Source organism: Labilibaculum sp. (assembly GCF_963664555.1).
GTDB lineage: Bacteria > Bacteroidota > Bacteroidia > Bacteroidales > Marinifilaceae > Labilibaculum.
In genome coordinates, this window is the sequence record NZ_OY761461.1 from 279201 (window position 1) to 302405 (window position 23205).

General features: G+C 36.0%; 16 protein-coding genes. 5 read left to right on the forward strand and 11 right to left on the reverse strand.

Features of this window, described 5'->3' with window-relative positions:
* Nucleotides 1-2 precede the first annotated feature (2 nt).
* Both ACKU4N_RS01255 and ACKU4N_RS01260 read right to left on the reverse strand, forming a co-directional pair.
* On the reverse strand, nt 3-1025 hold the full coding sequence (locus tag ACKU4N_RS01255) for an NAD-dependent epimerase/dehydratase family protein (protein WP_321319782.1): 1023 nt from the start codon (nt 1023-1025) through the stop codon (nt 3-5).
* 60 nt (nt 1026-1085) lie between these two features.
* Nucleotides 1086-1496, reverse strand: coding sequence for an OsmC family protein (locus ACKU4N_RS01260; protein ID WP_321319783.1), 411 nt, complete (start codon nt 1494-1496; stop codon nt 1086-1088).
* A gap of 645 nt (nt 1497-2141) precedes the next feature.
* On the opposite strand from ACKU4N_RS01260, the gene ileS reads away from it, so the two are divergent.
* From ileS to ACKU4N_RS01285, 5 genes are all read left to right on the forward strand, one after another.
* Nucleotides 2142-5582, forward strand: a complete 3441-nt coding sequence (gene ileS, locus ACKU4N_RS01265; protein WP_321319784.1) for an isoleucine--tRNA ligase — start codon at nt 2142-2144, stop codon at nt 5580-5582.
* A 35-nt stretch (nt 5583-5617) separates the two neighbouring features.
* Nucleotides 5618-5992: a TraR/DksA family transcriptional regulator gene (locus ACKU4N_RS01270; RefSeq protein WP_321319785.1), complete on the forward strand. Its 375-nt coding sequence runs from the start codon at nt 5618-5620 to the stop codon at nt 5990-5992.
* A 125-nt stretch (nt 5993-6117) separates the two neighbouring features.
* The gene (locus tag ACKU4N_RS01275; RefSeq protein WP_321319786.1) at nt 6118-6726 is read left to right on the forward strand and encodes a lipoprotein signal peptidase; all 609 of its coding nucleotides are present in this window, start codon (nt 6118-6120) and stop codon (nt 6724-6726) included.
* Between the two features lie 458 nt (nt 6727-7184).
* The gene (locus tag ACKU4N_RS01280; RefSeq protein WP_321319787.1) at nt 7185-7928 is read left to right on the forward strand and encodes a LytR/AlgR family response regulator transcription factor; all 744 of its coding nucleotides are present in this window, start codon (nt 7185-7187) and stop codon (nt 7926-7928) included.
* 322 nt (nt 7929-8250) lie between these two features.
* Nucleotides 8251-9234: a LuxE/PaaK family acyltransferase gene (locus ACKU4N_RS01285; protein ID WP_321319788.1), complete on the forward strand. Its 984-nt coding sequence runs from the start codon at nt 8251-8253 to the stop codon at nt 9232-9234.
* Between the two features lie 102 nt (nt 9235-9336).
* Here ACKU4N_RS01285 and galE read toward each other — a convergent pair whose 3' ends face one another.
* The 9 genes from galE to ACKU4N_RS01330 form a co-directional block, all read right to left on the reverse strand.
* Nucleotides 9337-10359 carry a UDP-glucose 4-epimerase GalE gene (gene galE, locus ACKU4N_RS01290; RefSeq protein WP_321319789.1) on the reverse strand — a complete coding sequence of 341 codons (1023 nt, stop codon included), beginning with the start codon at nt 10357-10359 and terminating at the stop codon, nt 9337-9339.
* Nucleotides 10360-10449: 90 nt separating this feature from the next.
* Nucleotides 10450-12111 (reverse strand): sodium/sugar symporter, encoded by a 1662-nt coding sequence (locus tag ACKU4N_RS01295; protein ID WP_321319790.1) that lies wholly within the window; start codon nt 12109-12111, stop codon nt 10450-10452.
* 2 nt (nt 12112-12113) lie between these two features.
* Nucleotides 12114-13178, reverse strand: a complete 1065-nt coding sequence (locus ACKU4N_RS01300) for a UDP-glucose--hexose-1-phosphate uridylyltransferase (protein WP_321319791.1) — start codon at nt 13176-13178, stop codon at nt 12114-12116.
* A gap of 91 nt (nt 13179-13269) precedes the next feature.
* Complete coding sequence (locus ACKU4N_RS01305) at nt 13270-14433, reverse strand: galactokinase (protein WP_321319792.1); 1164 nt, start codon at nt 14431-14433, stop codon at nt 13270-13272.
* 100 nt (nt 14434-14533) lie between these two features.
* Complete coding sequence (locus tag ACKU4N_RS01310; protein ID WP_321319793.1) at nt 14534-15547, reverse strand: GntR family transcriptional regulator; 1014 nt, start codon at nt 15545-15547, stop codon at nt 14534-14536.
* Between the two features lie 190 nt (nt 15548-15737).
* On the reverse strand, nt 15738-16994 hold the full coding sequence (locus tag ACKU4N_RS01315) for a DUF4302 domain-containing protein (protein WP_321319794.1): 1257 nt from the start codon (nt 16992-16994) through the stop codon (nt 15738-15740).
* A gap of 5 nt (nt 16995-16999) precedes the next feature.
* Entirely contained in the window at nt 17000-17887 is an 888-nt protein-coding gene (locus tag ACKU4N_RS01320) for a zinc-binding metallopeptidase (protein WP_321319795.1), read from the reverse strand.
* Between the two features lie 24 nt (nt 17888-17911).
* Nucleotides 17912-19462: a RagB/SusD family nutrient uptake outer membrane protein gene (locus tag ACKU4N_RS01325; protein ID WP_321319796.1), complete on the reverse strand. Its 1551-nt coding sequence runs from the start codon at nt 19460-19462 to the stop codon at nt 17912-17914.
* 19 nt (nt 19463-19481) lie between these two features.
* Entirely contained in the window at nt 19482-23141 is a 3660-nt protein-coding gene (locus ACKU4N_RS01330; protein WP_321319797.1) for a SusC/RagA family TonB-linked outer membrane protein, read from the reverse strand.
* Between the last annotated feature and the right edge of the window lie 64 nt (nt 23142-23205).

Sequence of the window (23205 nt, forward strand, 5' to 3'; positions counted from 1 at the left end):
TGCTATATTGTTACGACTTTTTGTTTGGGGTAGTGCTTCAACGTATCCTCAATACTCTTCTCAACAGGAATAAACTCAAAATTTAAAGCCTCTTTTATTTTCTGGTTCGAGTAGTGTTTGATATTGTGAGCCGATCGCGCATTTTCTTTCGTGAAGCCAGCTGGTGTAAAAAGAAATATTTTTTTTAGGTAAGCAATTCTCCAGGCAATTTCGGTCATTTTGGGACTCGCATATTTTGTAGGTCCGGAAATACCTAAACCTTTGGCAATGGTTTTAAAAATGAATTCGAAAGTGCAGTTTTCGCTGTTTAAAATAAAGCGTTCATTTACAACATCACTTTCCATCAGGTCAATCATACTGCGGCTTACGTCACGAACATCAACATAACCGGTAATTCCTTTGGTATAGTATTTTAAACCTTTGGCAACGGTTTTAAACAGAAGAGAACTTCCCTTATCCCATTGTCCGGGACCAATAATAATTGACGGGTTCACAATCACAGCATTCAATCCTTCTTCTATTCCTCTCCAAACCTCCAATTCCGATTTAAATTTACTGATTGAATAACCTGATCTTTTTTCTTCCGGACTCCAGGGAGTCTTCTCATTAACAGTATTGTCTTTCTCTTCCGGAGAACCCAAAGCCGCGATTGAACTTACCATGCAAAATTTTCTGATGTTGGCTTCCAGACAGGCATTTACCAAATTTCGGGTTCCCTCTACATTTATGTCCTGCATATTGTTGCGATCTTCCTTTCGGAATGAGACAAGTGCAGCACAATGGTATACGTCTTCAATACCATCGAGAGCATCCTCCAGCGAGAAAGGATCCAACATATCTCCATCAAACCATTCGATGGTATCAAACAGTTTACCGGCATTTTGCGTGTAATAAGAAAAAGTGGCCCGCACCAATTCGGTATCACTGCTTTTTCGTTTTAGCGCACGAACTTTATTGCCTTTCGAAAGTAAATCAAATAATAAATGTGAGCCAACAAGCCCCGTTCCGCCGGTAACTAAAATCATGTAATATTAATTAATAAGCATCCTTTAAATGCCTGGGATTATGAAATATAAGAATGAAGCTTACTTTGGCCAGTTTAATTTAATGGTTTGTGTCATTTGAGTATGAACACTTAACGGTACCGGGCTGGTTCCTGCTACATTTTCAATAATCTGCTTTTCCTCTGCAGTATATTTTTTATTTGGAAAGTTGAACTCAACAATTACTTCATCCACTCTTCTGGGATCGCTCGCCATAATCTTGGTGATATTTAATTCGGTTCCCACAATATCAATATTGTTATCGCGAGCCACAATTCCCATAATGGTCATAATGCAGGAACCCAGTGAGGCAGCCAGTAAATCGGTAGGCGAAAATGCTTCTCCTTTTCCCTGATTGTCAGTTGGTGCATCGGTGAAAATTTTATTGCCCGATTGCAAATGAATGCACTCAGTCCGTAAATCGCCCAGGTATTTTGATTTGATAGTTGTCATGCTGTTTATCTATTTAGTGAAGTGTGTAGTAAGCAATTTTAGTTTTGTGAATTTACGGTTTACCGTCAAAATAACAAATAGCTTGAAGCTGGTAATCAAGAAAATTAATCGTGTGTGTCATCTGTTTTTGATAAAATTAGTTTCCATTTATTTGAGAGAGAGAAAATATGGAATGAGGCTATGATTCAAAGTGGAATTATTGTTTTTGTTCTATTAATTGTTAAAATATTTGGTTTCCTAGATATAAGAAAAAATCTATAGAATAAAGTTCTGCTTAAATGAAGTAAAACATGATAAATGGATCTCTTGAACAGTAATGTTTAGGAGATCTTTTTTTTTGTTTCCGCTTTCAGATTCAAACCGAAATCAGAGCTAATAATTTCGAATTATAAGCAATCTGCAATGTCTCTTAATAAGTCAACTTTTATTGGCTGATTAAATAGAGCTTAGTCCCTTGATTCTGCAAACACTATGACCATCAATTCTTGTATTTTTTCTATATTTGTAAACTTTTTAGAAAAGATAAGATAATTTAAGTCGGAATAATACGGATAGGCATTTGACAATCAGTATCAGGTTTGCACAGATAATGATGAATACGAATGTGAATTAGTATTAGCGAATTCAAGATAAATATTACTATAAATGAGCACTAAATTCCCAGAGTACAAGAATCTTGATCTATCAAAGGTCAACAAGGATATTCTAAAAAATTGGAACGAAAATAACACATTTGAGAAGAGTTTGGAGACTCGTGAGGGAAATCCAACTTTTGTTTTTTATGAAGGACCTCCTTCTGCAAATGGTATGCCTGGTATTCACCATGTTATGGCACGTGCTCTTAAAGATATTGTTTGCAGATACAAAACTTTGAAGGGATTTCAGGTGAACCGTAAAGCAGGATGGGATACTCATGGTTTGCCGGTAGAGCTTGGTGTTGAGAAAGAATTGGGAATTACCAAGGAAGATATTGGGACAAAAATCTCAGTTGATGATTACAACGAGGCTTGTCGTACCAATGTAATGAAATATACCCGAGAATGGGAAGATTTAACAACTAAAATGGGCTATTGGGTAAATATGGAAGAGCCATACATTACCTACGATAACCGTTACATTGAAACACTTTGGTGGTTGTTGAAACAACTGTTTGAAAAAGATTTATTATACAAAGGATACACAATCCAACCCTTTTCTCCAGCGGCAGGTACCGGTTTGTCAACTCATGAGCTGAATCAGCCTGGTTGTTACAAGGATGTGAAAGATACTACAGCTGTTGGTATGTTTAAGGTGGCCCGCGATGAGAAAAGCGAATTCATTTACGAAGGAATAGATTGTGATGCTTATTTTATTGCATGGACAACAACTCCATGGACCCTTCCTTCTAATACAGCATTGGCTGTTGGACCAAAAATCGAATACGTTCGTGTTCGAACTTTTAATCCATATACAGGAATTCCTTGTGTGGTTATTCTGGCTAAAAACCTGTTCTACAATTTCTTTGATAAAAAATACGAAGGACTTGAATTGGGCGAATACGAAGTTGGCGATAAGCGTTTAACGTTTAAGACTCTTTCAGAGCACGTAGGTGCCGATTTGGAAGGTCTTCGCTACGAGCAGTTAATGCCTTTGGTAAAACCAGAAGGTGATGCATTTCGTGTTATTTTGGGTGATTTTGTTACTACCGAAGATGGTACAGGTATCGTTCATATCGCTCCAACTTTTGGTGCGGATGATGACAGGGTAGCTAAACAAGCTGGTATTTCGCCATTAATTCTTCGCGATAAAGAAGGTAAAATGCAGCCAATGGTTGATCGTACCGGTAAATTTTTCAAGATTGAAGACCTGAGTGAAGAATTTGTAAAAGAATTTGTAAATGTTGAGGCTTACGGTGAGTATGCCGGTCGTTTTGTGAAAAACGCTTACGATCCAAGCTTAACAGATGATGATGCAACTTTAGATATTGACATTGCTGTTGCCTTAAAGAAAGAAAGTCTGGTTTTTAAAGTTGAGAAACACATTCATAATTATCCGCATTGTTGGAGAACAGATAAGCCAATTCTTTACTATCCATTGGATTCTTGGTTTATCGAAACTACAAAAGTACGTGATCGAATGATTGAGCTAAACAAAACCATTAACTGGAAACCTAAATCAACTGGTGAAGGTCGTTTCGGGAAATGGCTGGAGAATCTGCAGGATTGGAATCTTTCGCGTTCACGTTATTGGGGAACACCACTTCCAATTTGGGTGAGTGAAGATCGTTCAGAGATAAAATGTATTGGTTCAGTTGCTGAATTAAAGGCTGAAATTGAAAAGTCGATTGCTGCCGGCTTTATGACTGAAAATATTCTGGCTGATTACGTTGAGGGGGATAACAGCAAAGAGAATTACGAAAAATTCGACCTGCACCGTCCATACGTTGATGGTTTGATTTTGGTGAGTGAAACAGGCCAGAAATTGTTTCGTGAGCTTGATTTGATCGATGTTTGGTTCGATTCAGGTGCGATGCCATATGCACAGCAGCACTATCCTTTCGAAAACAAAGATAATTTTGATAAATTGTTTCCAGCTCAGTTTATTGCTGAAGGTGTTGATCAAACCCGTGGATGGTTCTTTACCTTGCATGCTATTGCAACCATGGTATTCGATGGTGTTGCTTTCGAAAATATCATCTCTAATGGTTTGGTGTTGGATGCAACAGGAAACAAGATGTCTAAACGTCTTGGAAATGCAGTAGATCCATTTTCTACCATTGAAAAATATGGTTCGGATCCATTGCGTTGGTATATGATTACCAATGCTCAGCCTTGGGATAACTTGAAATTTGATTTAGGTGGTGTGGAAGAAGTTCGTCGTAAATTCTTTGGCACACTTTACAATACTTATAGTTTCTTTCAATTGTATGCGAATGTTGATGGATTTACGTATTCTGAAGCTGACGTACCAATGGAACAACGTCCTGAAATTGATCGTTGGATTCTTTCTCTTTTGAATTCCTTAATTAAAGAAGTTGAAGAGTGTTATGAAGCCTACGAGCCGACTCGAGCCGGACGTGCAATTCAGAATTTTGTAAATGAAAACCTATCAAACTGGTACGTTCGTTTGTGCCGTAAGAGATATTGGGGCGGAGAATATTCTACAGATAAAATTTCTGCTTACCAAACTCTTTACAGATGTTTAGAGACTGTTTCTGTTTTGGCATCGCCAATTGCTCCTTTCTATATGGATCAATTGTTTAAAGATCTGAATTCCGTTACAGGACGTTATACCGAAGAGTCTGTTCATTTAGTGAATTTCCCTAAATACGACACAGAAGTAATTGATTCTGCATTGGAAGAAAGAATGGATATGGCTCAGAAAATTTCTTCTATGTCATTAGGATTGCGCCGTAAGGTGAAAATTCGTGTTCGTCAGCCTTTGCAAAAGATTATTATTCCTATTCTTGATGAGACAATGGTTCCTCAGTTAGAGGCCATTAAGAATATTGTTCTTTCAGAAATCAATGTGAAGGAAATGGAATTCATTACCGATACAACAGGAGTTTTAGTGAAAAATATCAAGCCTAACTTTAAAACCTTAGGGCCAAAGCATGGTAAAATAATGAAACAAATTGCTGCTGAAATTGGTAAAATGGTTCAGGAAGATATTGTTGCTTTCGAAAAAGAAGGTAGCTATACAATTGTTGTAAACAATGAAAATATCAGCTTAACTCCTGAGGATGTTGAAATTGTTTCTGAAGATATTCCAGGATGGTTAGTAGCCAATGAAGGAAAACTTACCGTTGCAATGGATGTAAATATAACCGATGAATTACGCAAGGAAGGAATAGCACGCGAGTTTATCAATAGAATTCAGAATTTAAGAAAGGACTCTGATTTTGAAGTAACTGATAAAATAAAGCTTCAAATTATGATGCATGATTCTATTAATGATGCCGTACTTGCTCATAAAGAATACATTGGGGCTCAAACCTTAGCTGTTAGTATTGAATTGGTAGAAAAATTAGCTGATAATGAGGCTAAAGCAGTAGAGATTGAACAGGGTGTAGAGAGTTTTATTAAGATTGAAAAAGTTAGTGAATAATCGATTTTTTGTTATCTTTAAAAAAAATAGAAACAATGGCAGAAAAAAAACGATATACCGACGAGGAGTTGCAGGAATTCAAAGAATTGATCATTGCTAAACTTGAGAAAGCAAAAAAGGATTACGTGACTTTAAAAGCAGTAATCTCGAATAGTTCTGGAAATGATACTGAAGATACTTCGCCTACTTTTAAGGTATTGGAAGAGGGAGCTTCTGTATTGTCGAAAGAGGAAGCAGGACGTTTAGCTGAACGTCAGGCGAAGTTTATTTCTCATCTGGAGATAGCTTTAATCCGAATTGAAAATAAAACCTATGGTATCTGTCGGGAGACAGGTAATTTAATTGCTAAAGAAAGGCTTCGCGCTGTTCCCCATGCTACATTAAGTATCGAGGCTAAAAACAAACAGTAAGATCTGTTATTAAATATATCTTAATGATTGGAAGAATATTCTTCCAATCATTTTTGTTTATAAGTCAAGGTTTTTATTTATTTGGAATCTGAAATAGATTAGCAGTCAACAATTAAATAGTCAATATGTCTTTATTTAAAAAATCGATAGCACTTATTGTGGTACTCCTGATTTTGGATCAGGTAGTAAAAGTTTGGATCAAAACCCACATGATGCTTGGAGAAGAGTTTTCGGTATTCGGGGATTGGTTCTTAATTCATTTTATTGAAAACAATGGAATGGCCTTCGGAATGGAATTAGAAGGTCAGTGGGGAAAAATTCTTTTAAGTTTGTTTCGAATATTTGCTGTTTGTGGTATTGGTTGGTATCTGTACGATATCTCGGCTAAAAAAGCGCCTTTGGGATTAGTGGTTTCAATTGCTTTAATATTTTCAGGAGCAATGGGAAATATTATCGACAGTGCATTTTACGGATTAATTTTTAATGATAGTTATTATCAGGTTTCAACTTTTATGCCCGAAGCAGGTGGCTATGCATCTTTTTTACATGGCAAAGTAGTTGATATGCTATATTTCCCTCTTTTGGAAGGAAGATTTCCTGAATGGTTACCCATGTGGGGCGGAGAGCATTATATTTTCTTTCGTCCGGTATTTAATATTGCTGATTCATACATAACAATTGGTGTTACATTTATCCTTTTGTTTCAGCGAAAATATTTCATGAAAGAAAAATAAGAAATAATTTATATCGATATCATAAGAATAAAAGCCCGTTTAGGGCTTTTTTTATTTGTTGTTATAAATAAGAAATACTCCTCAACAAACTCTCAATTTAATTGAGGTGTCTGGAAACATGGAGGTGAAGCTTTCCTTGAACTTTCAATCCTCTCAAGACAAAACATAAAATATTATTTGTTGGTTGTTCATGATTTTCTTATATTTATTATTAAACTCATATCTGCAATATTACTTCTTCATTGAGTTGTGGTTGAGCTGTTTATGTGTTGATTATGACTACTACTAACGACTGGCAATTGTGGAATTATGAAAAAACCATTCATTCCTGTCAAATGGGAAATACTTTCTCAATGATAGTTATTGATCAAATTTTCATTTGAATGGGGTGAGAATACTTCTGTATGCAAAAGAGGTACTTGCTATTTTGCAATTGTTATATTTAATTGACTAGAAGCATGAAGAGTAAGATCCGAATTTTAATAGTTGAGGATGAATATGTTATTGATGAAGGAATTCTGTGTTGCTTAAATGATCTGGATTATGAGATTGTTAAAACGGTATATCATTCTAAATCAGCACTTAAATATCTAGTAAATGCTGAAATCGATATTGTTTTGATTGATGTAAATTTGAATGATGATCTCAATGGATTTCAATTGGCAGAAATAATTAAATGTGAATTCAGAATACCATTTATATTTCTAATTTCAACAGACAGGCAAATTTGTATTGAAAAGCTAACGGAGACAAATCCAAGTGTAATAGTATTGCAAAACCCGACATTAAATCAAATACATTTCTCATTAATACTGGCAGTTACTAACAATGAGAAGTTGAATTCCTCTTTGGGCGAAAATAAAGAAGAAAATTCAAGCTTGGATCAGCTAAATAATTGTTTGTTTTTAAAAAAGAACAATCATTTTGAAAGGGTTAATTTTGAGGAGATATTTTGGTTAAGAGCTGAGAATAACTATACGGTAATTCATACAACAAAGGGAGACTATCTATACTCAACTGTTCTCAAGAAATTTACAGCTAAATTGCCAGGAAATCAGTTTGTAAGAATACATAGATCTTACATAGTTAATGTCACTAAAATTGATGGTTTTGAAGGGAAAATGGTCATGATTGATGGTCAGCCCATTACTGTTGCAAAAACTTATTATAACAATGTGTTTGATTTGCTGCATACCGTATAATTATCAGTTCCAAACCAACAAAACAGATGGTGCAGCAGAAGTAAGGGAGTTGGTAATATCAGTGATTAATAATTATGAACCATTAATTAGAATTAGGGAAGCCTTATCTGGATTTGGTGGTTTATAATTTAAAAGAAATGTGGCTGGTCCTTGATAATAAGTTTACCGGCCTTGCTATTGACAAATGCTTTCGTTTTATCCGGGCCTGTTTTTTGTCTTATTTTAAGTCACATTTATCTTTGATTTTTTCAATTATCTTTGCAGTATTAAGAGCAAAATTCCTGATACAGCTCTACTATTTAGGAAAAATCAAGAAAGCAGAATGATAAAAACAGAAAAAATATTCAACTGTACAAATGACTTGGAATTTGAAAAACTTGCACTACAGGTTTTTCAATATCAGGCAACGAATAATATTGTTTACAAAGAATATCTGGAGCATTTAAAATTTGATATTTCAACAGTTAAAACCCTTATTCAAATTCCCTTTCTTCCTATTGATTTCTTTAAATCGCATAAAGTAGTTTCGATTAATAAAGAAGCACAGGCCATTTTTACCAGCAGTGGAACAACTGGAAATTTAACCAGTCGGCACTACGTGCCCGACCTGAAAATTTATGAAGCCAGCTTTACCAAAGGATTTGAGCAATACTACGGACCGGTAAGTGATTACTGTATTCTGGCTCTCTTGCCGTCTTATTTGGAACGGGAAGGCTCTTCTCTTATTTACATGATGGAGAAGCTGGTAGAGGACAGTAAGCATGAACAGAGTGGATTCTATCTGCACAATCATGAAGAATTGATTGCGGCGATTGCTGATCTTAAAAAACAGAATCAAAAAATATTACTGCTTGGTGTAAGTTTTGCCTTACTTGATTTAGCTGAGCAGTATCAACTTGATTTGGATGGTGTAATAGTGATGGAAACAGGAGGAATGAAAGGGCGCAGAAAGGAAATTACCCGTGAGGAGTTGCATGCTTTTCTGACCCAACGATTGGGTGTCGAAAAAATTCATTCGGAATATGGAATGACAGAACTTTTATCGCAGGCTTATTCGAAAGGGGACAGTTTGTTTTTTACGCCAGGCTGGATGAAGATATTGATTCGGGATATTTACGATCCTTTTTCTTACGAACAGCAAGGCCGAAGCGGAGGAGTGAATGTAATCGATTTGGCTAACATACACTCTTGTTCTTTTATAGAAACACAGGATTTGGGGCGTATTCATGGAGATGGAAGCTTCGAAATTCTGGGTCGTTTTGACCATTCCGATATCAGAGGCTGTAATTTGCTGGTAAATGAATAAAATAAAAGAAAACACCAAATAGAGTTTAATGAATGTAAACCAACTCTATTTGATGTTTAAAATTCCCCTACCAAAAGGAATTTAAGATTAAATTTTTACAGCTTATTTATTTAAAGCTAACTGCCAATTCCAAGCTGAAAGCAAGGTTTCGTCAAGGCTTTTTTCAGATTTCCATCCTAATTCTTTATTTGAAAAAGTAGTGTCTGCATAAATTTGTTCAATATCACCGGCGCGTCGTCCCACAATTTTATGAGGTACTTTTTCTCCTGTAGCCCGTTCGAACGATTCAATAAGTTCCAATACCGAAACACCTTTTCCTGTTCCAATATTAAAAAACTCATAATTCGATTTTTGCTTTTCTTCAATCAAACGATTAATTGCAACAACATGAGCTTTAGCTAAATCAACAACATTAATATAATCGCGGATACAAGAACCATCGGGCGTATTGTAATCATTTCCAAATACACTTAACTCAGCACGCATTCCTGCAACTGTTTGTGTTAAAAACGGAATTAAATTACCGGGAACACCCAAAGGCAATTCTCCAATTTTTGTTGATGGATGAGCTCCGATCGGATTGAAATAACGCAAGGCAATTCCTTTTAATTCAGGATTTGCTTTCGTAGTATCTCTGATGATATCTTCACAAATCGTTTTTGTATTTCCGTAAGGAGATTCAGCTTCTTTACGCGGTGTTGCTTCTGTTACAGGCAATTTATCAGGCTGTCCGTAAACTGTGCACGATGAAGAAAAAACCAAATTTGGAACATTAAATTCCTTCATTGCTTCCAGAATATTCATCAAAGAATTCAAATTGTTTCTGTAGTACAACAATGGTTTCACAACCGATTCCCCTACCGCCTTCGAGGCTGCAAAATGAATAATTGCATTTATTCCTGTATGTTTCGTGAAGAATTCTGTACATTCTTTTGCACAACTTAAATCTACCTTTTCGAACAATGGACGAATACCGGTAATCGCTTCAATACCATCTAAAACTTCAATTTTAGAATTTGATAAATTATCTGCAATCACTACTTCGCAACCACTATTTTGAAGTTCGACTACAGTATGGGAACCGATATATCCGGTTCCCCCTGTTACTAATACTTTATTCGTCATAATCTAAATTCTAAAAGAATTATTTTCTTTCGCCTATATTAGTATACATTCAATTTTTGTTAAAAATATCGGATGTACAACTTAATTTTACTACCAAAACATTGCATATAAAACAACAAGAACAATGCAGATCGCATAAGATACTATATTGAAAACCTTACCTGTTACAAATGTTTTTCTACTAATTTCAATCCCTTTTTCATCATCGGCACCTTTGTTTTGGAAATAACTAACCAAAATAATTACCGCTGCTGATAACAATGCAGTATATCCCATTTGATCCAGGAAAGGTACATTTGGGAAAAGTCCCTCAATAGAGCTTCCAGCCAACCAGCCTTTGGGACCAACTTTAAAGAACATCGCAATCGGGATTGATGACAAAACACCAACAATAGCACCTTTATTCGTTGCTTTTTTCCAGAACAATCCTAACAAGAATACAGCTAAAATACCTGGACTAACGACACCGGTATATTCCTGAATAAACTGAAATGCCTGATCTATGCCTCCCAATAATGGAGCAACAATTCCAGCTATTATTAAAGCACCTGCAGCAGAAAGACGACCAACATTTACAGTTTCCTTATCGGTAGCATTCGGATTAATATATGGTTTGTAAATATCCATTGTAAAAATAGTTGAAGTAGAATTCAACATAGATGCCAAGGAAGACACAATAGCCGCTGCCAAAGCAGCAAAGGCTACCCCTTTCAATCCTGATGGAAGAAATTGCAATAACCATGGATATGCTTTATCCGCAGCATCCATTGTTGGAATGTTGTCCATTGATCCCACACCCAAGCGAGCCATAATTTCCGGATCGTTAACCATTACAAAAGCAGCAATACCTGGAATTACAACAATTAAAGGAATGATCAATTTCAGAACACCTGCAAATACAATTCCTTTTTGAGCTTCGCCCAAAGATTTTGCAGCTAATGTTCTTTGAATAATGTATTGATTAAATCCCCAATAATATAAATTTGCAACCCATAAACCCCCAACAATTACTCCAATTCCAGGAAGATTTACATACTGACTGTTTGCCTTATCCAAAATCATTTGAAAACTATCCGGAGCAACTTCATAAATGTGTTTAAATCCTGCAATGACACCTTCACCACCGGATACATTATTTAAGGCCAAATAGGTTGTAATCAGACCTCCCATAATTAAAAATACAACCTGAATAACATCAGTCCATGCCACAGCAGAAAGTCCACCGTAAAGAGAATAACTGGCAGCAAACAAAGCCAAACCAAGAATTCCATACATCATAGGAATTCCCATAATTGTTTCCATAGCCAATGCTCCCAAATAAAGAACAGAAGTTAGGTTTACAAATACGTACAATGCAATCCAAAATACTGCTAGAATGGTTTTCAGATTGGTCGAAAATCGTTTCTCCACAAACTCAGGAATGGTATACAATCCCTTTTCGATAAAAATTGGCAAAAAGTATTTACCTACAATTATTAAAGTTAAAGCAGCCATCCACTCGTAGGAAGCAATTGCCAAACCAATTGCAAAACCGGAACCAGACATTCCGATAAACTGCTCTGCAGAAATATTTGCAGCAATTAAGGAAGCTCCAATTGCCCACCATGGCAAGGATTTACTAGCCAAAAAGTAATCATCGGCATTTTTCTGATGTCCCTCTTTATCGTGGGATACCCATAAGCCTACTCCAACAATTACCAATCCATATAAAATAAAGATGATATAATCCAGAGTTGAAAACGTATTTTCCATATTTAAGGATGTTTATTAGTTTTTGATTTATAATGTACTTTAGAAAGTTCCCGTAATCGCAATGCTGCACCTTCGGCTGTGATATCTCTTTGCGGCGTGCCCAACATTTCGTATCCAACCATAAATTTTTTAACGCTAGCCGAGCGTAATAATGGTGGATAGAAATGCATGTGCAAGTGCCACTCCGGATGCTCTTCACCATCGGTTGGTGCTTGATGCAATCCTGCTGAGTACGCAAAAGAAACCTCAAATAAGTTATCGTACATTATTGTCAGTTTCTTGTATATATCTGCTAAATCAGTTTTTTCCTCATCGGTTAATTCCAATAAGTTCGAAACTGGTCTTTTACTAATAATCATGGTTTCGAAAGGCCATACTGCCCAAAACGGAACCAGAGCAACAAATGAATTGTTTTCAACTAAAATACGTTCTTTCTTCTCCAATTCACTATTCAAATAATCGAACAGCATGGTTCTTCCGTGCTTATCGAAATATTCTTTCTGAGTTTCTGATTCTTTCGATGTTTCTAAAGGAACCAATGCCGAAGCCCATATTTGACCATGCGGATGCGGATTCGAACACCCCATAATAGCACCTTTATTTTCAAATATCTGAACATAGCCAATGTCCTCTCTGGATCCGAGTTCGTCGTATTCTTTACACCAAAGATCAACCACTTTACGGATATTATCCACTTCCATTTCCGGAACTGTTAAACTATGATCAGGACTAAAACAAAGCACTTTACATACTCCTGATTCGCTCTCTGCTTTAAAAAGTTCACCATCTTCAAATTTCCCTTTCGGAGTATCCTGCAGTAAAGCACTAAAATCGTTCTGAAAAGAGTAAACATCCTTGTAATCAGGATTATTCTCACCCCCAACACGCTCGTTACGCGGACATAGGTAACAATTTGGATCGTGAGGCGGACGAACATCTTCCACTACTTTTTCAACCTGTCCCTGCCAAGGTCGTTTCGATCTGTGAGGCGAAACCAATATCCATTCTCCGGTTAAAGGATTGTACCTTCTGTGAGGATTCTCTATATAATCAAACTTATCCATCATTATCAATTATTGATTATGAGTTATGAACTAAATAGAAAGCTTTTACTCATCTGTTAAAAACAACTCTCTTTAGTTCATAATTCAACACTCATTATTCTACACGTTTGCCTCCATCGCCAATTTCAGCAACATAAAACTCTCCTTTAATTCCGGTTTTTTCGAAATATTCGGCACCCACTTTTTCAATAAATTCATCAACAAATTCATCTTTTACCAAACTTACTGTTGAACCACCAAAACCACCACCGGTCATCCGTGAACCTATAGTTCCTTCAATCTTTCGGGCTGCAGTAACCATTGCATCCAATTCATTTCCTGTCACCTCATAATCATCGCGAAGCGAATTGTGCGACTGGTTCATTAATTCCCCAAAAGCCAACAAGTTACCCAATTTTAATTCTTCCACTGCCTTTTTAGTACGCTCAATTTCAGTAACCACGTGGCGGGCTCTTTTTCGTACAATATCGTTTTCGATCCTTGCTGATAAAGAGTTGAATTCTGCCGGACTTAATTCACCCAAGTTGGCAATTAACTTTGAGGGGGTAATTGCATCAACAGCAGCCCGGCATTCATCAACCCGTTCATTGTATTTTCCCGCATCCAAACTATGCGGACTGTTTGTATTTCCGATAATAATTTTAACTCCAGATAGTTTTACAGGCACCAATTCGTACTCAAGACTATCGCAGTTCAAATAAATTGCATGATCCTTTTTTCCCATTCCGGAAGCAAATTGATCCATAATTCCGCACATCACACCTGCAAATTCATGCTCTGCTTTCTGACTGTACTTTACGATGGTCAATCGATCCTGACCAAACTGAAATTCCTCATTAATTGCAACACCTGTTACTACCTCTAATGAAGCAGAGGATGACAATCCTGCACCATTGGGTACATTTCCCCAAATTAAAATGTCAGCACCTGTATCCGGCTTTTGTCCGTTCTTCACAAACTGAGCAATTACGCCAATTGCATAATTTACCCATGTTCCTTTAGGTAAAGGATTGCATAAAGAATCCAAATCAATTTCCTGTACAATCTCCTGATTCAAAGAGCGAAAACGGAAAGACTTTCGTTCAGTTTTACGAATCAAACAATAGGTTCCAAATGATAATGCACATGGGAAAACAAACCCCCCATTATAATCAGTATGTTCTCCAATTAAATTCACCCTGCCCGGCGAGAAATATACATTACAATCACCGGCTCCATAAAAATTTTCAAACTCTTTTTTCAAATTATCAACACGCATAACTTTTTCTTACTGGTTGGTACTGGTCGGTAAATATAGATGTTTTTAATTAATTCCCAAAAAACTTTTTACTATTTGAAATTCTTCTGTTTTAACCTCCCTACAAAGATCCTCTTCGAATCAAACGGGATTTATTCTCTATTAAGTCTTTTTTCGATCCCAACACCATTTCTGCCAATATTTCCCCCATCTCTTTAAAATCAGTACTTATTGTTGTTATACCATCGGCAACAACTTCTTTTAGCGGTGTGTCATTGTAAGAAATAATCCCAAGCTCTTCTCCTATTTTAAATTGCTTCCTATTTGCCTCTTTTACCAAATAGACCAGGTCATTGTCATTGGAAACTATGTACGCCTCAGATTTATTAATTGCATGTCCCTGAATACTTTCAATCACTTTAAATTCCCATTGGCTTGCAAACTCTTTTGCGAATTTCTTAAATCCCTTCATCTGTCCGACCGGTTCTTTTCCCCCAGGGAAAACCCAAAACAACTTCCTGTATTTCTTTAACAGATCAGATCCCGAGGAAAGTGCAGAGAATACGTCTTTTTCGAAATTCTGATAGACTGCAGGATAATGCTTCTTTAAATTTGCATTGGTTTGATCCAAAATGTACACTTTATCCTGAGGCAACTGTTTTAGCACCGAATAGGCATCTGTAAATTTTGCCGGCATAATAACATAGGACGTATATTTCCCATTGTTATTCTCAATCAACTCTTTAAATACTCTTTCGTTAAAATGATGAAAGTAAATATCAACAGTAGCCAGCCCCTTTAAACTCTTCAGAAAGGAATTGTACAAAATTTCTTTAAATGTATTAAACTCCTCGAAAAGCAAGAAAATCTTGTGCTTTAGCTGAGTAATATTGCTCTCCAAATAGTAACCTTTTCCCGGTACAGATGAAATAACTCCCCGCGCCTTTAGCTCGTTAAAGGCAACCAGTACAGTATCCCGGGATAAATTAAACTCCTTGCATATCGCATTGATTGAAGGCAACTGATCGCCAATAGCAACATCCCCATTTTCAATAGATTGATACAAAGAATTTATCAACTGTTTGTATTTTGGAACTCCTGATTCATTAGAGACCGAAAAGATATTTGAAGGCATATTGCATTGATATTTAGATCGTAATTGAAAAAACAAATATAATCATTTTTTCAACTGTTGGGTACTGGTTGGTGAGCTTGTCGATTTATTCAATAAAATTATAGCCCAAAAAAAAGACAGCCACAAGGACTGTCTTTTTAACTACATACTAAACTGTTTATAAAAGTTCTTATTTATAAATCATAAAAGCTTATTTCCTAAGAACAAACCAAACATCTGGATTTGCAACACTGGTTAATTTAACAACAGAAGGATTATTTGCATCATCCAATTCTACTTTATATGGTGCATTATCTACAACAACGTTTACTATTGGTTGAAAATGCCCGTAATATTGCCAATATTGACCAGAGCTTAGTTTGGTTATACTTAAATAATCATCGTGCCCTACGACACCTCCAAAGCCTAAATTATAATGAGAGCGATACATTTTATTTGCTGGTGTAACAGAATACATCGAAATACCAATATCGCCATAAGCAGCGTAGCAAAGCCCCATAAATATATTCGGGTACAATGATTCTCCCCAAGCCTTCGCATCCGCATCGTTTGCCAGATCCCAAACTTCTTTAATAGCAGCAGATCGATCGGTTTCAACACTGGTATCAAAAGACCATCTTGCCAAGGTTAAATCAACAGGGGCAAAGGCAATATCGATGGTCATTTTGCCATCAGTAGATACAAGTTGTTTCGCTTCAGTATTAAGTGTGAAATCCTGAGCTGTTATCCCTAAAATATCAACTTCTTCATACAAGCGAATTCCCTTATCTGTATAAATAAAAGCTACAGTTTCTGAAATAACCTCATCATTTTCTGAATAGTTCAATATTAACTGACGACCACCCAAAATAATATTCACCTCAGTTCCATCAATTAAAGTACCTAATGATGCACCGGATAAGAAATCAGATACAACCTGAGTTTTCTTAAAATACTCATCAAACGTTTCGGTCATTCTAACCATGCGCATTATATTCCCAGTCTTAATACCTTTTACAGTCATCACATCCCTTTCGTTCGACATGATTAAAAACTCGTAATCACCCCCTTTTGCAAGATACTCCTGGGCAGAAGGATTTGCAAAATAATGCATAAGTGGGTTATAAGTATTAAAAGTTAACACTGGCCCACCATAAGAAATCACATCGTAAAAAGATATTTCTGGTTTGGTTACATCCGACATTAATTCAGACCAAACGGTAACACTATCATGCTGATTAAATTTCACCACATAATTATATCCGCCATATTTTTGAGTCTCCTCTGGAAAATATTGAAATAACCATCCTTGATCAGCAGATTTTAAGGCTTCGTTATACTCAGTAATAGCAGTTGTTTTTCGCTGTGCTGCAGATTCATCAAAAAGTAAATCGGTATTATTGTCACATGAAACAACACCCATACTTAATAACAAACCAAACAGTACTATATAAATATTTTTTTTCATAGTTCTTATTCTATAGTTATATTATCAAGATCTTGTTCACCCAACTTCTCAGCCCGAGTTTGGATTGCATTGCGCAAAGCATCAATATCAATGCTCCAAACCTCTTTCAAATAAGATTTTATAATCGCCATCTTCTGCGCTAAGATTGCTTTACCTGTATCACCTGCGGATTCAATTTTTGCATCCCAAGACTCTGGTGTATTGGTTATATAATGAGCGATCAACTCCACAAAATCTTCGTTTGCTTCCTTGCTGGAATAATCACTAATGAAACCTCTGGCTAAAGAAGATTGTCCATCCCAGGCATCATTCCATGAATCTCCAACATAATCTGTTACTGATATTTTATCAAAATCAGTTGTGTAATCTTTGGTTTGATGTAAAATATGAGAAAACTCGTGAAAAATAGTTCGAAAATAATGTGAATACAGAGTCTGAACATCTGTAACATCTAAATCATTAATTAAGTACAGTGTGATTTTCAATCCTCCTTCAGCGGTACCTAGTGTATAAGTTCCATTGTTATGCCAACCAGCAGAACCAACCATCATAAACATTTTAGGAAAATATTTCTTTAAGAATCCTTCAGGTGCAACTTCTTCATAAGCATCTAGACACAAATACTTAATCAAGTTTGCCATTTTAATAGAATTCTCATAAGATGCAGGCACTAAGGCATAATTCATATCCGATTCTATATCCTGCAATTTATATTGAAAACTGATATTATAAGTATCAACAAACGTTTTTTCTAAATATCTGTCAAAATCATTTTTTTCAGCAGCTTCAACGCTAATCACACTTTCATCTGGATTTGGTTCATCATCTTCGGAACAAGCACTCAAAACGAATACCATAACCATAACGAACAACCAATATTTTATTTTGTTCATAATATTTATTTTAAGAATTATTATTTATCGTGGATTTGAAACCAAACCTGCATCAATCACATCTTGAGGCAACTGAATAGCTCTACGTAAATCATTCACTTTCAACACATCCAAAACAATGGCTGTAGTACCATCAGACTGAATTTGCTGACGATTTATTTCAATACCATAACGTTTAATATCGAACCAACGCAAACCTTCATGTAAGGTTAAAATTCTACGACACTGAAGTACATAGTGAATTAAATTCTCTTGTACACCAGCAGCTAACGTAAACTTGGGATTTAACACTTTTTTTTGCGTGGGAACATCAGCTGTTGAATAAGGCAAATTTGAATAAAACGTATTCACAGCTTCCAATGTTGTCTCCTTATCTACAAAGAAATTCTTACTCCATGTATTTAGGTCAGTCATAGCCAAATCATTTTCTCCCAGCATTACTTCAGCTTCTGCCCGAACCAATAAAGTTTCATCCGTTGTAAACGGTACTACAACAGTTCTTCGATAACCTATTCCAGCTACAGGATCAGTATATTCAAACAGATAAGGGATTTTCATGAACAGAGTTTTATCCAAATTGTTACCTGAGTATACAAAAGGCCTCAAATGATAGGTGGAACTAGCCACCCCACCCCAAGGAGCAGGAGCAAATAAGGTTTCCTCATCTGCAATTTTTCTTGAGTGATTAAAACGAGATCCTGTATAATATGCTCCAAAATACAATCCCAAATTGGATCCATCGGTTTGAACTAACAGATTAGCCGAATTATTAATATATGCATTTGTAACAGGACCTGGTGAGCGTGGCAGGGCGCCTAAGTCATCCCAACTTCTTAATTGGGTAGAAGGATTTGTCGTTAATACAATACTTGCATAATCTTTTGCTTTTTGCCATTGTTCGTAATACAAATTAAAACGAGCAGCAAAAGCATAAGCAGCCTTTTTTGTAAAATGATATGCGGGAACTTCATACATATCATCACTAATTAAAGGCAATGCAGCTTCAATATCAGCATTTATTTTTTCATAGACTTCTTTTACCGTACCCCTCTCATACTTTGGATTAAGGGTTGTTTCTGATTTTTCCATATAAGGAATTCCCAAATCAGTAGCGCTCGACTGTGAATTGTAATGTTTACAAAACACATTAACCAAAACAAAATGAGCGTAAGCTCTTGTTATTAAGGCTTCACCTTTTTCTGGCAACAAATTCTCACTACCAAGTTTTTCAATAGCCGCCAAGGCTTCATTCGAATTGGCTATTGCGCCATACGAAGCTTCCCATGCACTTTTAGGATCATCGTTATCTGTTTCTGTTACAGATTCCCAATTAGCCAATTGCTCATAAAAACGAGTCGTATTTGGATTAGAACTTCCCATGTCAATAATATTATCCGAAGATAATTCTGTAACTAATGTAGGACTCCCTTCCGAATAGGCTGAAACCAACAATTTTCTAATTTTGATCTGGCTATCTACCTCTGCTCTGTTGTCTGGGGTTTCGTCAAGATAACTATCACACGAAATGGCAAACAAAGAAAGCAGGGCAATATATAATATATTTATTTTCTTCATGTTAATAACTTTTTTGCTTTTATAAACCTAAATTTAAAGTAAAAGTAAACTGCTTTGGTATTGGTGTTGCCACCCCTCCTGAATTAAAGAATTCTGGATCCTGCCCATTCAATTTATCATCAGAATACAATAAAAACAAATTGGTTGCCTGTATTTTAACAGATAAAGTATTCACTCCCATCTTGGTAGCTAGAGTTTTTGGAAATGCATATCCAATTGATATCTCTTTCATTCTTACAAAATCACCTTTAGCAATTCGAGCCGAAGAATAGTTGTAAGCATTATATGCTATAGCCAGATCAGATCTACCAATATTATCTTCTTGTCTACTTGTAGCCAGAGCAGGAATATCTGTATATTTTTCATCACCCGGTTTTACCCAACGATTTTTAAATTCACGAGGAAGAGCAACAAGATCTGAATACGAATTACTAAAGACAGGATCTAAACGAACCACATTTCCAAATGAATAGGTCATGAAAACATTTAAAGAAATACCTTTATAAGTAAATATATTACTTAAACTACCAATATCCGTAGGGTCTGCAGAACCAGAGTACTCTAAGAAATCAAGATTCTCTCTTTCCTGAAAATAGACATCGCTAACAGTAATATCTCCATTTTGATCTAAGAATGTTGGTAATCCCTGATCATTAAGACCTTTAAATGGAATTGAAAAAATAGAGCGAACCGCATAACCTTCACGGGCAAATCCATTTCCTTTAACCATATCAATAACCTTCGATTGAGTTGTCAAATCTGTAATCTTATTTATGGCTTTTGAGTAAACAAAGTTAGTTATCCATGAAAAATCTTTAGTATTTATGTTCTTTGAAGAAATAGAAAACTCAAAACCATGCGAATTCATAGTAGCAACATTACCAAATTTTTCAACTTCACCTCCAAGACCTTGAGTATTTACAATACCAATCAAATCATAGTTATTTCTGGTATACCAATCTACTGTCGTGTTAATACGGTTATTCAGAAACCCAATCTCTGCACCAATGTTAAATTCATGCTTTTTCTCGTAAGTTAGTTCACTATTTTCCAAAGATTTAATATATAATGCACTTTCTTTAACTCCAGCAGTTGGTCTCCAAGGGGTCTTGCTTCTGATATCGATTAAAGAATTTGTTACATTAGTAGGTCCTCTGTCAGCAGTTAAACTATATGATGCCTTCAATGTAAAATTCGAAAGAACAGGTTTTAATTGCTCAAAAAATACCTCCTCATGAGCATTCCATGCTCCAGATATATTCCATGTTGGTAACCAACGGGCACTATTTGATTTTCCTAATTTGTTGGATCCTTCGTAACGCAGGGTACCATTAAGTGTATATTTTCCTTTGTACGAATAAGTAGCATTCCCAAAGAAAGCCAAATTACGGTATCTTGTATTTTCCATACCATAGTACAGGTTGTTGTTTTCAATTCCTTTTTTAAACAACAGATAGTCATAAAAAGGAATCTCACCCATAGAGTATTGCATTCCCCAACCTGTATTATTTGTTCTTTTACGGTCAGCAGAATTGATCTCCATTCCTCCATACAGATTCAAGATATGAACATCATTGTATACATCTTTGTAAGAAGCAGTAGTCCTAAAGTCATAACCAATCATATTATAATCGGTACGTTTATAAATACCTCCTTGTGGTAAAATGCTTACTGGCAACGCATACGGATCATCAGGATCTGTATATAGGAAAGAGTTTTTATCCCGAATGGTTGAATTTGGCATAGCCCTATACGCTTCTGCTTGATTCGAAAACTCAGTAATATTGTGTTCTTGTGAAGTTGACGAATACTTGATAGCACCTAATGCACTCAAAGCAACTTTAGACGTTACCTTCCAATTCAACTCAGTTTGAAATTTTACATCAGCGACGTTCAAATCTACATAGTTCTCATTTAATTCCTTTTTGATGCTAAATGGTGCATAGTTGCGAGTGTAAAAAGCATCTGGATCAAGGGTTCGAGATGAGTTTAAGGCAAAAGAATATGGATTAATATCAAAATCCCTTTTTACTTTTCCTGTAACTTCATCTGTTTCCTGCCCCAAAGTACCCGGTGCTTTTTGCTTACGATAGGACGCACTACTGATTGTATTAATTGACAAATTATCCAAAATTTTATAATTCGACTTAAAATTAGCAGTATAACGGTTTACTTTACTCGATTGAGTCCATCCTGGATCAACCAATGCGCTAATGGAAGCATAATAAGTCGATTTTTCAGTCCCTGATGACATACTCACCGAATGACTTTGCATAATATTGGTATTGAACAACTCCTTAAACCAATCTGTATTTCTATATTCTGCCTTACGAAGAAAGGCTGCTTTTGCCTCATTAGTATTGGCCAATAAAAAATTTCCAGAAGCATCAGTTTGATTAAGCATTTGATACATTCTTCCGTAAACCCCACTCTCATTAGCATTGGCTACATCAGCATAATTCAACCAACCACCTTCGCGCATTTCCTCATAAACGGACATTTGCTCTTGCGAATTCATGATATTAAAATCATTATACGATGGTGTTAATCGATAAGTATATTCTCCTGTATAATTTATTCTACTAACTCCAGCTTTACCTTTCTTAGTGGTAATTACAATTACCCCAGCCATAGCTCTGGCACCATAAATTGAAGTTGCTGAACCATCTTTCAACACTTCAAAACTTTCAATATCATTTGCATTTAATCCTGCAACAGCTGAACTAATCAATGTATTTACATCTCCCGAAGAAAGAGCGTCGGAACTCAGTTCAACAACATCTTCCAGAATAACACCATCAACTACCCATAAAGGTTTTGAACTACCATAAATAGAGGTAGCACCACGTACGCGAATTTTCGGTGCTGCACCAAATGTACCCGATACATTTTGTACAGATACGCCTGCCGCTCTACCTTCCAATCCTCTACTTACATCAGCTAAACCAGCCAATTTTATCTCGTCACCCTTTAATTTCTCACTTGCTCCTGTGAACAAACGCTTATCAAATACGGCCATACCAGTCACAACAACCTCATCAATTTGTTCTGAACCGGCAGTAAGCACAACATCTATTACTTTTTGATTCGTAACTGTGATTTCCTGAGTGTCCATACCAATAAATGAGAAAACCAAAATGGCCTCTGATACATCCGGCAATTGAATGTTGTATTTTCCATCAATATTTGTGGTAGTCCCAATACTGGTACCTTTAATAAAAACAGAAACACCTGGTAACCCGACACCTGTATTATCAGTTACAACACCGCCAACCTTTTTTTCCTCCACAACAGGTTTTGCTTCCTTTGCAGGAGTTACAGGTTTAGCTACTGGTTTAATGATAATGACCTCGTCTCTAATTTCGTACGTAAGTCCGGTATCTTTTAAACAATCCGTTAATATGGTTTGAACGCTTTTGGGCGAAGCGCTTATAGTAACGTTATTCACATCTTTAATGTCATCAACATTGTAAAGAAATGTGTAATTGGTTTTCTCCTTAACTTTTGCGAAAACCTCAATTAAAGAACCTCCTGTCATTTCCAACTCCAGAATTTCTCCCTGAAGATTTGCTAATGTCTGAAAATTAAAGACATTAACTACCAGAAACAAAAGCAAGAGTCTTTTTGCAAGAAATGGTTTTCTTTTCTGCATAAAAGACTTTTCCCGATTTTTTTTCATAATTTTGAATGTGATTTGGTTAGTACTACATTTCTCCTCAAAAAGAAATGTTTATTGACTTTGC

Excerpts from the sequence above, each read along its gene's own strand:
- ACKU4N_RS01270 (WP_321319785.1), top strand. The coding sequence starts at position 5,618 with ATGGCAGAAAAAAAACGATATACCGACGAGGAGTTGCAGGAATTCAAA.
- galE (WP_321319789.1), bottom strand. The coding sequence starts at position 10,359 with ATGACGAATAAAGTATTAGTAACAGGGGGAACCGGATATATCGGTTCC.
- ACKU4N_RS01260 (WP_321319783.1), bottom strand. The coding sequence starts at position 1,496 with ATGACAACTATCAAATCAAAATACCTGGGCGATTTACGGACTGAGTGC.
- ileS (WP_321319784.1), top strand. The coding sequence starts at position 2,142 with ATGAGCACTAAATTCCCAGAGTACAAGAATCTTGATCTATCAAAGGTC.
- ACKU4N_RS01325 (WP_321319796.1), bottom strand. The coding sequence starts at position 19,462 with ATGAAGAAAATAAATATATTATATATTGCCCTGCTTTCTTTGTTTGCC.
- ACKU4N_RS01300 (WP_321319791.1), bottom strand. The coding sequence starts at position 13,178 with ATGATGGATAAGTTTGATTATATAGAGAATCCTCACAGAAGGTACAAT.
- ACKU4N_RS01285 (WP_321319788.1), top strand. The coding sequence starts at position 8,251 with ATGATAAAAACAGAAAAAATATTCAACTGTACAAATGACTTGGAATTT.
- ACKU4N_RS01280 (WP_321319787.1), top strand. The coding sequence starts at position 7,185 with ATGAAGAGTAAGATCCGAATTTTAATAGTTGAGGATGAATATGTTATT.
- ACKU4N_RS01305 (WP_321319792.1), bottom strand. The coding sequence starts at position 14,433 with ATGCGTGTTGATAATTTGAAAAAAGAGTTTGAAAATTTTTATGGAGCC.
- ACKU4N_RS01315 (WP_321319794.1), bottom strand. The coding sequence starts at position 16,994 with ATGAAAAAAAATATTTATATAGTACTGTTTGGTTTGTTATTAAGTATG.
- ACKU4N_RS01275 (WP_321319786.1), top strand. The coding sequence starts at position 6,118 with ATGTCTTTATTTAAAAAATCGATAGCACTTATTGTGGTACTCCTGATT.
- ACKU4N_RS01295 (WP_321319790.1), bottom strand. The coding sequence starts at position 12,111 with ATGGAAAATACGTTTTCAACTCTGGATTATATCATCTTTATTTTATAT.
- ACKU4N_RS01255 (WP_321319782.1), bottom strand. The coding sequence starts at position 1,025 with ATGATTTTAGTTACCGGCGGAACGGGGCTTGTTGGCTCACATTTATTA.
- ACKU4N_RS01320 (WP_321319795.1), bottom strand. The coding sequence starts at position 17,887 with ATGAACAAAATAAAATATTGGTTGTTCGTTATGGTTATGGTATTCGTT.
- ACKU4N_RS01310 (WP_321319793.1), bottom strand. The coding sequence starts at position 15,547 with ATGCCTTCAAATATCTTTTCGGTCTCTAATGAATCAGGAGTTCCAAAA.
- ACKU4N_RS01330 (WP_321319797.1), bottom strand. The coding sequence starts at position 23,141 with ATGAAAAAAAATCGGGAAAAGTCTTTTATGCAGAAAAGAAAACCATTT.